Below are 11,799 nucleotides of genomic sequence, written 5' to 3'. Positions count from 1 at the left end.
AGGACTAGCGTGTGGCACGAGCCCGCGATTGCAATCGGGGAAGCGGCGACGTTGACCGCCTCACCAATCGGCGCAGCTCATCCTGATCAATAAAATGATCCGTTACGCCGGCCTCTTTATCCGGATGACTGAAGACAAGACCGTCGGAATCCTCAAGCTTTAGAGCTTGCTCCGTATTCATGATCCCCAGTGCCTGGCGCTCGTACTCGGACTCAAGCGCCGCCTCGACGATGGCTTTTCTCTTGCGCATGTCCAAATCCTCCGTTTCTCAAAGGGTAACGGACAGGCGGACTCGCGGTTCCGATCAAGGCATCACGATATGAGACCCGTTGAAACGAAAGCCTTGCCGATACACGGCCTGCCATGGCGCGGGCCGCGCTGCTTTTGGCCCTTGCTACCACGCTTGGTGCTGCCACCAACGTTGAGACAGCTCCCCGGTACTGGCGACACCGCCTAACTCGGCGAGACGTCAGGCCCACCGGCGGCTCTTTGAATTAAGCGGGCAACCACTTCAGTGCGGTTCTGCGCCTGCAACTTGCGCATTATGTGTTGCAAATGCATCTTTACCGTATGCCCCGACAAATTGAGTTTTCCTGCAATTACCTTATTTGAACAGCCGCATTGCAGCTCTGCGAGGACATCCGCTTCCCGGGGAGTGAACTCAGCAATCGCCAAGTATTGCGTCCTCTCATCCAAGCTCTTTTCGGCCTCATTTCTGGCCGGACTATGCTCGCTTGAGCCGTTTGTACCAGCTCCCAATAGCTGCGGGAAAAATGTTCCTCCTGCCAGAACGAGGCGAAGACCGGCAAGGGCAATGTCAATGGGAAGTGAAGTCGAGAAAAGGCCGCGGATGCCCATCTTGAGCGCCTGACGGGCTATGATGGCGTCATCCGTACCTGAGAGCAACGTGACAGGAGCCTCAGGAAAACGTGCAGCAATCGCCGCGAGATCATCACGCAGGCTGGCGCTCTCAACACCTCTGCCGGCCAGACCTAATACAATCAAACGCACCTCGGATCCAAGAGCTCGATCGAGACTCTCAGTCGAGATCAAATCTATAACGTTCCACCCGGTGAGTTCCCGCTCGAGAAGCTTCACCACGGTGGTGCGCGCCAAAGTAGAATGCTCAATGATGATCACAGTTGGTGCATTGCGCCCCGTACGGCGCCTAGTTCCAGCAATATCGGACACTTGCGTGCTCCCCCAGAATATTTGCAACGCAACAGCAGATTATATTATTCCTGTTTTCACTACATGTCATGATAAAAAGTGAGTGTATTTCAGATATTAATAGTCTGATCTCTCATGATAATTCTTATAGTCTATAAGATATCATCGATAGATAACTGGGATTGCAGAGCACATTGAAGAGATTTTTCATGAGAGCCTGCTGGTTCGACTTGTCGCTGCAGACTTTCCAGCCTTCGCCGAATTCACGTACGGCAAGCGGGTCAACAAAGCTTTCAAAGGCACTGAAAAGGCAACCGATCTGCGACAGACCCATTTCGGAAAGCGCCGTTGGATATAACGAGCTGCCGATCGGCCGGGCTTTGTTTCCATATCTCAATTCAAAGAAGTCACCAACTCGGCAGCAAAACGACAAATGCGAAAAGCAACAAAAGTACAAGATCGCCGATTACCCGTTATGATTAGAGAAACTGCGCTCTAATGACGCATTAATACCAGCTGGCATCGTTCTCCCTCAGGCAGCACTGCGCCGGCACCGACCCGATACCGGCCGGAGGTCACGGCCCCTGGCGGCCGAAAACGACGACAATGGGATGAGGTCATTGTGGAATGTTCGGGATCTCAGTGAGCCCGCCGTTCGGTGCCATGTCGGCCAGGGAGGCGAATGCCGGGCGGAGGAAACAATTCAACACATGGCTTGAAAAATCGCGCGAAGAACGGTTTCGTGCAGTTGAGCCTCTGCAATGCAAATTGGGATTCTATCCCTTGGAGAACGATGCCGAAAAGTGTGAGCGGTTTTCGACCCGGCCTAAAATCATCCTGTTCTAGGTATGCATGAAGGCCAGAATGTCGTCTACGAGAGCCGAATGGGCGTCGGTGAGGTTGCCTTCTCCGCCGTGGCCGGCGATGCCGGCCAACTGGAGCGCATGTTGGTCATAGAGAACATGATCGATCTGCTGGGCGTCCGCCGTCCCGCCGGCGGGAACGGCAATGTTGATGGGATGGAAATAGCCGAAATTGACATCGACCATGCTGCCGGCCGACGATCCTACCCCGCCACCGCCGCCCGCATGGTTGCCGGTGAAAATCGTGTCTGACGACAGGTTGAAGCCACCGCCATTGCCGCCGATGCCTGCGATCTGCACAGCGCCCTGATCGAAAATGACATTGTTTGTCTGATGGGCCTCCGCCGAGCCGCCCGCGGCGCCGATGGCGATGTTGATCGGTGAGAAGATGGCGATACTCACGTCGACCATAGTGCCGACGAAATATCCATCGCCGCCATGGCCCGCATAAAAGTCGCCGGTCAATGTGAGCGCAGTTCCCGGGCTTATCGACGGGCCATGGCCCGCGACGTTATGGTCTCCGCCCGAGCCGCCCATGCCGCCGATCTGGGTTGCGCCCTGCAGGAACATTGCGTTGTTCGATTGCTCGGCGTGCGCCGTCGCGCCAGGGCCTGCCGCCACGGCGGTATTGACGGGGGCAAACAGCGCGACTTCGGTGCTGACGAGTCCACCGTAGAAGAGCCCATTGCCCCCGGTGCCTGCATGATTGACGCCATCGCCGCTGCCGATGGCAACATTGCCGCTTCCACCATTCCCGCCTATCCCCGCCATTTCGGTGGGATGCTGATTGATGAGCGCATCGTTGCCCTGGAAAGCGTCGGCACCCGAATGAGGTCCTGCAATAGCGGCATTGGACGGCATGAAGACGGCCAATGAATTGCTGCTGATCACGCCTTCGCTTATTCCATCGCCACCGCTGCCGGCCGAATTATAGCTTGGACCGGAAGCGACATCCAATGGAAGCCAGGTCGGCATCAGCGCCAGATGCCCCGCGGCCAAGTTGGAGGCGAGGTGTTGATCGGTGCCCGCCTTGGGCAAGTCTTCCAATGAGGAACGAGTTTCCGCCATTACCGTCTCCATTCGCGGTCAACCGCACGGCCACCGAGCGTGCGGCGCTATGCAGCCTGAATTGTTCAGGCATTGTGCATCTGAACGCAGGAAAAGCAGAGCCTGCAATTCGTCTACATCTCATCGGCTAGTACTGTAGCCATTTGGCTGTCATGGGCCGCGGCGCCCGTTGCGCGAGTTTGCAAGCACTCAATCCCCGTTTGGGTTAGAGGCCCTCCATCTTGCACACTCATTCTCGCGGCGGGTCATGACAGCGTTTCACCGCCAAGCGGGGTCTCCGCCGCCAAGCGCAGCCTGATCAGAACCCCGGAATGCAGCCGGTTCGCTTGGGTGGCCGTTGCTTCGAAAAACGGCGTCGCTTCGACGAGGTCGCAGACATGATCATGACCCATGCCATCCGGCCGCAAATCACTTCGTACTAATCCAAAATAACGTTCCGTCACCTGCAAGTATATACCCGAAGGAACATCACCGAATATCTAGATAGTTCACAGATTAAATCGCAGGCATTATTCGATTGCGGTTGTATTGGCTAGCGGTGACATGCTGGATACCCACGCCGTAAAAGTAACAATGACGAAACGAAGTAGAAGGAGTGACATCAATGCCTATTCCACAGATATCCGACACGATTCATCTCAACAACCCGGATGCCGGTGACGCGAATGCCGGCAACGGCGGTGATGGCCACAACGATGGGAACATCAACTACAACCCGGTTGCATATGTAGACCCCGTCCAAACGGTCTACGGGGCAGATACCCATCTGCACAACGGCGATCACGTTTGGCAGAAGGCAGGTTGGGACGCCGGCAGTGGCGGAGACGGTGGCTTTGCTCAGGCCAAAAACGGCTTCCTGGCGGCGGTCACGAACAGCGGCGACGGCGGCGCGGGGGGAGATTCCCACTCCAATGGCAGCCAAGGAAACTCGAGCGGCGGCGACACGGCTTCCGTGAATGCGGCTACGACCGCGACACAATATACGCAGCTTGTGGCCGATCAGCATGCCACCATCCTCGCAGGTGTCGGCGGCAACGGCGGCAACGGGAACAACGCTCTAGGCGGCGATATCTCGTCAGCTCTGGTTCACACGGATCCCGAAACGACGACGGTGAACAATTCTCTTGATCACTTCATAAACGCCTTCGGCCATATCGACGTCGACCATCTCGGCTCGTGAACTCAGACCTCAAGGGCCGCTGGTTTCGGCCGGCGGCCCTCAAGGTAAGCAGCCTCTTCTCGTCAGTATCAAATGCAGCGAGAGCTGATAATGACAACGATTTCCATAAAGCCATTGCGCCCGCAGACACAGCTCGTTGTCGCGCTCCGAGCCTGTGCCGGAGCCTTCGGGTTGGTCTTCCTCTATAGCTGCGGCTACAATCTCTTTCTTCTGGCGCCGTCCATCTATCTCCTGCAGATCTATGACAGGGTCCTGTCGAGCAGAAGCGCCGACACGCTCCTGATGCTGACGATGATCATCGCCATCGCCGTGGTGGTCGGGTCCACGCTGGATATCGTGCGCAGGGCAGCTCTTTCGCGCATCGGCAGCTGGCTGGACCACAGGCTGCGGCCGATGGTGCTTACCGCATCATTCGAATATGCCACTCGCGCCGATACGGGAGCCGCCACGGAGTGCTACCGGGACCTGGCCGCATTACGCCAGTTTCTCGATTCACCGGCCAGCTCGCTTTTTTTTGACGTTCCCTGGGCACCGGTATTCCTGCTCCTGCTCTTTCTCGTTCATCCGCTGCTTGGGACCATCGGTCTTCTGTGCGCAGTTGCACTTCTGCTGTTTGCGTTCCTGACGGAACTGGCGACGCGAGAGCCGCTTGCCCACGCCAATCGTGCCCTTTCGATGAGCTATCTCAGATTTGCGACCGCCCTCAAAAACATTGAGGTAATCAGGGCAATGGGCATGCAGGATGGCGCAGCGATGATCGTCTATCGCGATGCGGAAATGGCCAGAAGGGCGCAGGATATCGCGATGCATCGCACGGAGATCATTATTGGTTTCTCCAAATCGATCCGCACGCTCGCGCAGATCCTCATGATGGGATCGGCGACATGGTTGGTGCTCATAAACAGCGGCAGTCCCGGGATCATCTTCGTTGCGAGCCTGCTGCTCGGGCGCGGGCTTGCACCAATCGAGGGCGCAATAGGTGCATGGCGCTCCTTTACGTTTGCGCGCAGTGCCTTCCGTCGCTTGAACAGAATGCTGATAGCAGTTGCATCGGATTGCGATGCCCGAATGGTGCCGATACCGGAACCCAACGGCCTCGTTCTCGATAACGTCAGCTATATCAAGCCATTCGCCGATCGGCCGATATTGACTGGCATCACCTTGCGCCTCGCGCCCGGCGATTGCATGGCGCTCATCGGTCCGTCGGGATCAGGGAAATCGACACTGGGTCGCGTCATAGCAGGCGTTGTGCCAGCAACGAGCGGATATGCTCTTCTCGGCGGGGTAGATATCTCGGCTCTGCGCCTTTGTGGGGGAACCCGCCACGTCGGATATCTGCCGCAAGACATCGAACTTTTCGGAGGAGCGATCAAGGATGTGATCGGCCGGCTGGACGGAGGAGATCCCGGCAAAGCGATCGATGCCGCGAAGCTGGTTGGGTTGCACGAAGCGATCATGCGGCTGCCCCAGGGTTACGAGACCGATATCGGTGAAGGTGGAAACCTGCTCCTTCGAGCTCAGCGCCAACAGCTGGGACTGGCACGGGCGGCCTATGGAAATCCGTCTCTGATCGTTCTCGACGATCCGAATTCGAGCCTGGATTATGACGGCGAACGGATGCTGTTCACGGCAATCGAGCGCATGAAATCCAGGGGGATGACCGTCGTGATCATAACGCACCGGATGGGGATCCTGCCGGTCACCAACAAGATTGCCATCATGCGTGACGGGACTGTGGCTGCCGTCGGCGACAGTGAGCGAATTTATGAAACTTATCTTCAACCACCGTCTCGAACAGGAACGTAGGGAGGGAGGCTGCCATGACCCTTGTTCAACTGGACGCAGCGCGGGCGAAATTATCAGATTCGTCAGGGACGGGTCAGCGATTGCCTCAACGATCGACGGCGACAGCCAGGCAACGGACGGCCTATTTGCCGGTGATCGAGGCGAAACAGCGCGGACCCGCCCCCCCTTCGCCCATGCCGGGGCTCAGAGGCGTTGTCTGGACGGGCAACCTGTTGATCCTGGTCTTCATCGTCGGATTGGGGATCTGGTCGGTTCTGGCGCCGCTGAAAAGCGCTGCGGTCGCATCGGGCGTCATCGAACCGGAATCCAGCCGCAAGACCATTCAGCATCTGGAAGGCGGGATCGTGCGACAGATCCTCGTCAAAAACGGCGATGCGGTCATGGCCGGACAAATCGTAATCGAGCTCGACGATACGAAGTCTCGCTCGGAGCGCGACAGCATTCAAGGGCAACTTTGGGACGCCGAAGGAAGCCGCGCTCGCCTGCTTGCGGAGCAGACGGGCAGCGACCATATCGCCTATCCTGGGAATCTCAGGGCAGCAATGGCCAAGTATCCCTTGGTCGGCTCGATTCTGATCGGGCAACAGAAAATCTTCGAAGCCCGTCGCGGGGTCATGCAGGCGGAAATTCAGATCGCCAATGAAAAAATCGCGCAGGTGCGGCAGGAAATTGTCGGACTTGGCGCGCAGAAGGCGGCGCTGGCCGACAGAGCCTCGATCTCTCGGCAGGAACTGGATCAGGTCACGGTCCTTAACGCCAAAGGACTGGAAACAAAAAGCAGGCTTCTCAACCTCCAGCGGGAAAAGGCAGACCTTGACGGCCAGCAGGGTGAAGTGGAGGCGCAGATCTCCCGCGCCTACCAGGTGATCAGCGGATCACAGGCCGATCTCGCAAAGCTTGAGAGCGACCGGTTGAGCGAAGTCGCCCAAGGCATGCGCGAGACGGAAAGCCGGATCATGCAACTGCGCGAGCGCTTGCGGGCGATCGACGACCAGCTTTCAAGGACCTATATCCGTGCTCCCGAAGATGGAACGATCATGAACCTGCGTGTCCACACAGCCGGTGGGGTGATCGGCGCGGGTGAACCGCTGGTCGATCTTCTGCCGGGCGCCGATCGCCTTGTCGTGTCTGCCCACGTCAGGCCGGAAGACATCAATCTCGTCCGTGCGGGACTCGAAGCACAGGTTCACCTCCTTCCATACAATCAGCGGCGCGTTCCACTCCTGAAAGGCCGGGTCGAGTATGTTTCGGCGGACCGTCTCATCGATGCGCGGAGCGGCCAGCCCTACTTTGCCGCGACGATCCGTATAACGGATGAGCGGTTGGCGAAAATGAGAGATGTGGAAATGGTCGCGGGCATGCCCGCACAGACACTGATCGAAACGGGCAAAAGCAGCGTGGCGCTCTATGCCATCAGACCCCTCCTCGACAGTTTCAACAGAGCATTTCGCGAGGACTGAAGCGGTGATGGGCAAGAGAAAATTCGACGACAACCAGATTACCGGTATTCTGAAGGAGCACCAAGCCGGGGTGACGGTGGCAGATGTTTGCCACAGGTACGGCATCAGCGAGCCGACCTTCTATCGGTGGCAATCCTTGCAGTCCGGGAATGTCGGTCTCCATGCCAAAAGATTGAGAGCACTGGAGGAAGAGAACCAGAAGCTCAAGAAGCTTTTGGCCGAATCCATGCTCTCGGCGGCAACACTGAGCGAGATGCTGGCGAAGACATCGAAAGGGCGACACTAACCTCTGACAGAGGGGTTTGTCGGGGACACTCGCGACCGGAATGCCGGCGGCGTTCTCTCATCTCGGACTTGCGATTCTTTTCGCTATTTATGTTCGACGGTCAAAACCATGGGCATGGCCCAGGTGGCCTGAGAAATCGGCCAGCGCAGCAATTTGACGTTGTCGTCGTCGACCTGCGCCTCCCATCGAGCATAAAACTTTTGGCTATACCCGTTCAATCGGACGCTGCGGCATGCGATGGGGCCGCCATCGAGGTTTAGGGCAACCTCGAGATCCAAAGGCGATGCCTTGAGAAACTCCGCCAACCGATCGAGAGAAAAGAATGCTTCCTTCGTCGTGCCGATAACAATGCGGCCGGAGCCATCCTTGCCCAAGAAGGTCCGGTTGGCCAGCCAGCGGCTTTTCACGTTCACGTGGGTTTGGCCATCGTCACCGATCAGGAGCGGATAGGAAACCATGGCATTCGTCGCTCCGGCAAAGGCACCTCCCCAATCTTGATGCGTCAGGTCACGGATGTCAGCCGAGCTTGCATCCGCAATGAAGGCACCAGCCTTTGCATCATACTGCTGGGGACCCATCGCTACACCCTCACTGATGAAGGGCGTGTCGGGACGACCATGTGTGTCGTAATAGCTGCCGTTGACGATCATCACGGCCTTCGGCAGGGCATGTTCCCATTCGTCGATACCCGTATCACCCTTTGGTGCATTGTGGACAACGAAGCGGAAGCGCGCCGGATCAATCCGGCTGAGAAAAATCCGGTCGACTTCGCGTCCATCGGCAAGCACCGGCAGTTCCGCGACTTCAAAGCCAGGCTCCGGCTGTTGCCAGGCCAGCGACCCCGGCTGCGCGCCTGGGACAGGGCTCTTCAACGCCAATTGCATGGAGGCGGATAGCCGCTCGTCGTCAGGCTTCACGTTGATCCAATAGGTTCCGCCGCGACGCAATATCGTGTTGAACCCATAGGCGCCCGCAACTTGCCAGAGCCAACCAACGCCGACAACAATCACAACGCCCAACGCTGCCGTCAGCCCGAATAGGAGCTTGCGAACTACTGACATCAAAAAAATCTCTATAAGCAAATAGTTAGGTTCGGTATGCGGCGCGATGCGCTCGCCCTGCGCAAATGCAATTTCAAGTGAGGCTTTTCTACGACGGTTGTCTGCACGGAGGGCAGCCCAACACGCGCGCCTATATGCTCGGAACAGCGTAGTTCGGCGTTCGCCACCACGGCCGCCAAACAGGCGCCTTTTCCCAAGGTCACAAATTCGCTAATTATGCAAGGAAATCAAAGTGGTGCCCAGGACCGGAATCGAACCAGTGACACGCGGATTTTCAATCCGCTGCTCTACCAACTGAGCTACCTGGGCTAACCTGCTTCCAATGGTTCTTTTCAAGAAAAGAACCGCGGGGCCTTGGTTCACCCCGGAAGCGAGCGGGGTTATAGCATCTTGTTCGCCCATGGCAAGCGTCAAATGACTCTTTTTTGACGGTCTTGCCGGCTTTGCGGATTCGTGAGGAAAAATAAGAGCTTCGCCGGCGGAATTCTCGAAAGCGCGTCGCGTCACTCCGGATTCATGCGACGCGCTTTAAGTCTTTGATTTATGCATGTCGTTGTCCCAAAACCGCTGCGCACTTTTGGGCGACAGGCATTATTCCTCATCGGGATAATCGGCCTTCGTCTCGTCGTCGGCAACCGGAATGGCATAGGCGCCGGTCAGCCAGCGGGAGAGATCGGCCTCGCGGCAGCGGTTGCAGCAGAAGGGATAGTGTTCGCGGTGGGAAGGTTTACCGCATTCGGGGCAAGGGCGCGTCTTGCGCAGCGGTTCGACCTTGGCGGCCGCTTTCTTCTCTTCAGGCATATCGGTCCGTCCTAAAGCATGTCGCGCAAAAAGTGTGCGACACGACATGCGTATAAACAACGCCTTAAAGCGCGACGCGCGGATCTGAAAGATCGTGACGCGCTTTAAGCATCGGCCGTCGGGCTCAGCCCTCGGGCCACCGGCTATGCACATCGAAGCCTTCGCCGGTCAAAAGCAGAATGGTTTCATAAAGCGGCAGGCCGACGACATTGGTGTAGGAGCCCACCATCTTCTGCACGAAGGTGCCGGCGAGGCCCTGGATGCCGTAGGCGCCTGCCTTGCCGCGCCACTGGCCGGAGGCCAGGTAGTTCTCGATCTCGAAACCGGAGAGACGCTTGAAGCGGACCTTGGTCTCGACGATCTTCTGACGGATCTTGCGATCCGGCGTCACCAGGCAAACGCCGGTGTAGACCATATGGTTGCGTCCCGAGAGGAGATGCAGCGAACTCAGCGCCTCGTCGGCGAACTCAGCCTTGCCGAGAATGCGCCGGCCAACGGCGACCACCGTATCGGCAGACAGGATATAGCTGCCCTTCCAGGTGATATCGCCCTTGATGGCGGCAAGGGCGGCTTCGGCCTTTTCCGCCGAGAGCCTGCGGGCAAGCGAACGCGGATGCTCCGATTTCTTCGGCGCCTCGTCGATATCCATCGGCATCAGGCGCGAGGGCTCGATGCCGGCCTGGTTGAGCAGGTCGACGCGCCGGGGCGAGCCTGAGGCCAGAATGAGCTTGTATTTCAGCGCCATGGAACCTCGACCATCGGCAGACGGGAGCAAGAACCCTTGCAGGACCTTCGGGCAAACTTACTTGAAACGGTAGGTGATGCGGCCTTTGGTCAAATCGTAGGGCGTCATTTCCACAAGCACCTTGTCGCCGGCGAGAACGCGAATGCGGTTCTTGCGCATGCGGCCAGCGGTGTGGGCGATGATCTCGTGTTCGTTTTCGAGCTTCACGCGGAACGTCGCATTCGGCAGAAGTTCGGTGACGATTCCCGGGAATTCGAGGACTTCTTCTTTAGGCATATAAGTGTTTTCTTCCTGTGGGTTGAATAGGCAGCGCAGCGCGCGCCTTTAAAATTTGGGCGGAAACTACACAATCAACGCAGGTTTGTGAACCTCGTTGATCAGGCTTTCCTTTATTTGTTTTCATGCCGATTGCGCGGCAATGCCATTTCGTTTGAGTAGCCGGCTTTCGATGAGGCCGGCCAGATGATCGCGGACCTCGCGGTAGCTCTCCAGAATCTGCTCGCGCGTTCCGATTGCAACCGTCGGATCCATGGTCGGCCAATAGACGACATCGACCGCACTCGACCGCGTCAGCTCGAGTGCTGCATGATGGGCCTGCGGTGACAGCGTGATGATCAGATCGAAATAATCATCCTCGAGCTCTTCCAGCGTCTGCGGCTGGCGGCGCCCGAGGGAAAGCCCGATTTCATCGAGCACGGCATCCACGAAGGGATCGCGCTCGCCGGCGCGAACGCCGGCAGACCTGATATAGGTATTGGCCGGCAGAATGCTACGGGCGATCGCTTCGGCTATCGGCGAGCGGATGGCATTCATCCCGCACATGAAAAGGATGGCGCCCGGCCGCTTTCCCTCCTCGACATCGGCGGCGCGCTCCATTGCCGTCATCCGCGCCAGTAGAGCACGCAGACCAGCGTGAAAAGGCGCCGGGCGGTATCGAAATCGACCTCTATCTTGCCGGCCAGCCTATCCTTCAGCGTCTGCGAGCCTTCATTGTGGATGCCGCGCCGGCCCATGTCGATCGCTTCGATGCGGCTCGGCGTCGACGAACGGATCGCTTCGTAATAGCTCTCGCAGATCATGAAGTAATCCTTGACGATCCGCCGGAAGGGCGTGAGCGACAGGATATGAGTGGCGACGCCGCCACCCTCTTCGGTGGTGATGGCGAAAACCAGTTTCGAATCGACCAGCGAGATGTTCAGCCGGTAAGGTCCGCCGACATGGCCGAGCGGCTCGAACCTGTTCTCCTCGATCAGATCGAAGATGGCGACCGCGCGTTCATGCTCGACATCGGGCGTCGAACGGCCGATCGTATCGTCAAGGACGACGTCGCAAAGCCGGAATTCGCCCTTCGCCATGCCC

The 11,799-nt window shown here is 57.9% G+C and carries 14 protein-coding genes and 1 tRNA gene; 4 read left to right on the top strand and 11 right to left on the bottom strand.

Features of this window, described 5'->3' with window-relative positions; genetic code table 11:
* Positions 1 to 4 precede the first annotated feature (4 nt).
* The 4 genes from CUJ84_RS01405 to CUJ84_RS37815 form a co-directional block, all read right to left on the bottom strand.
* Positions 5 to 250, bottom strand: coding sequence for a hypothetical protein (locus tag CUJ84_RS01405; RefSeq protein WP_105004914.1), 246 nt, complete (start codon positions 248 to 250; stop codon positions 5 to 7).
* A gap of 203 nt (positions 251 to 453) precedes the next feature.
* Complete coding sequence (locus CUJ84_RS01400; protein ID WP_105004913.1) at positions 454 to 1,218, bottom strand: response regulator transcription factor; 765 nt, start codon at positions 1,216 to 1,218, stop codon at positions 454 to 456.
* Between the two features lie 794 nt (positions 1,219 to 2,012).
* Positions 2,013 to 3,101 (bottom strand): hypothetical protein, encoded by a 1,089-nt coding sequence (locus tag CUJ84_RS01385; protein WP_105004910.1) that lies wholly within the window; start codon positions 3,099 to 3,101, stop codon positions 2,013 to 2,015.
* 245 nt (positions 3,102 to 3,346) lie between these two features.
* Positions 3,347 to 3,550, bottom strand: coding sequence for a hypothetical protein (locus CUJ84_RS37815; protein ID WP_158686888.1), 204 nt, complete (start codon positions 3,548 to 3,550; stop codon positions 3,347 to 3,349).
* Positions 3,551 to 3,705: 155 nt separating this feature from the next.
* Here CUJ84_RS37815 and CUJ84_RS01380 point away from each other — a divergent pair, with 155 nt between their 5' ends.
* The 4 genes from CUJ84_RS01380 to CUJ84_RS01365 all read left to right on the top strand — a co-directional run bounded on the left by CUJ84_RS01380 (position 3,706) and on the right by CUJ84_RS01365 (position 7,833).
* On the top strand, positions 3,706 to 4,281 hold the full coding sequence (locus CUJ84_RS01380; protein WP_105004909.1) for a PE-PGRS family protein: 576 nt from the start codon (positions 3,706 to 3,708) through the stop codon (positions 4,279 to 4,281).
* 90 nt (positions 4,282 to 4,371) lie between these two features.
* Positions 4,372 to 6,087, top strand: coding sequence for a type I secretion system permease/ATPase (locus CUJ84_RS01375; protein WP_105004908.1), 1,716 nt, complete (start codon positions 4,372 to 4,374; stop codon positions 6,085 to 6,087).
* Positions 6,088 to 6,101: 14 nt separating this feature from the next.
* Positions 6,102 to 7,547 carry an HlyD family type I secretion periplasmic adaptor subunit gene (locus CUJ84_RS01370; RefSeq protein WP_105004907.1) on the top strand — a complete coding sequence of 482 codons (1,446 nt, stop codon included), beginning with the start codon at positions 6,102 to 6,104 and terminating at the stop codon, positions 7,545 to 7,547.
* Between the two features lie 7 nt (positions 7,548 to 7,554).
* Entirely contained in the window at positions 7,555 to 7,833 is a 279-nt protein-coding gene (locus tag CUJ84_RS01365) for an IS3 family transposase (protein WP_018244711.1), read from the top strand.
* Between the two features lie 83 nt (positions 7,834 to 7,916).
* On the opposite strand, the gene CUJ84_RS01360 is transcribed toward CUJ84_RS01365, so the two are convergent.
* From CUJ84_RS01360 to CUJ84_RS01330, 7 genes are all read right to left on the bottom strand, one after another.
* Complete coding sequence (locus tag CUJ84_RS01360; RefSeq protein WP_105004906.1) at positions 7,917 to 8,894, bottom strand: phosphodiester glycosidase family protein; 978 nt, start codon at positions 8,892 to 8,894, stop codon at positions 7,917 to 7,919.
* Positions 8,895 to 9,127: 233 nt separating this feature from the next.
* Positions 9,128 to 9,203 (bottom strand) — tRNA-Phe (locus CUJ84_RS01355).
* Between the two features lie 282 nt (positions 9,204 to 9,485).
* Complete coding sequence (gene yacG, locus CUJ84_RS01350; RefSeq protein WP_105004905.1) at positions 9,486 to 9,695, bottom strand: DNA gyrase inhibitor YacG; 210 nt, start codon at positions 9,693 to 9,695, stop codon at positions 9,486 to 9,488.
* 124 nt (positions 9,696 to 9,819) lie between these two features.
* The gene (locus CUJ84_RS01345; RefSeq protein ID WP_012755992.1) at positions 9,820 to 10,440 is read right to left on the bottom strand and encodes a Maf-like protein; all 621 of its coding nucleotides are present in this window, start codon (positions 10,438 to 10,440) and stop codon (positions 9,820 to 9,822) included.
* Between the two features lie 57 nt (positions 10,441 to 10,497).
* On the bottom strand, positions 10,498 to 10,716 hold the full coding sequence (infA, locus tag CUJ84_RS01340) for a translation initiation factor IF-1 (protein ID WP_003545338.1): 219 nt from the start codon (positions 10,714 to 10,716) through the stop codon (positions 10,498 to 10,500).
* Positions 10,717 to 10,839: 123 nt separating this feature from the next.
* Positions 10,840 to 11,325, bottom strand: a complete 486-nt coding sequence (locus CUJ84_RS01335; protein WP_017992883.1) for a low molecular weight phosphatase family protein — start codon at positions 11,323 to 11,325, stop codon at positions 10,840 to 10,842.
* Positions 11,322 to 11,795 carry a UPF0262 family protein gene (locus tag CUJ84_RS01330; protein ID WP_018493697.1) on the bottom strand — a complete coding sequence of 158 codons (474 nt, stop codon included), beginning with the start codon at positions 11,793 to 11,795 and terminating at the stop codon, positions 11,322 to 11,324. Before CUJ84_RS01330 ends, CUJ84_RS01335 begins: the two co-directional genes overlap by 4 nt.
* Positions 11,796 to 11,799 lie beyond the last annotated feature (4 nt).

This window comes from Rhizobium leguminosarum, assembly GCF_002953715.1.
Classification (GTDB): Bacteria; Pseudomonadota; Alphaproteobacteria; order Rhizobiales; family Rhizobiaceae; genus Rhizobium; species Rhizobium leguminosarum_V.
The sequence above is the reverse complement of the archived record's forward strand: the minus strand, read 5'-3'. Positions and strand labels throughout refer to the sequence as shown.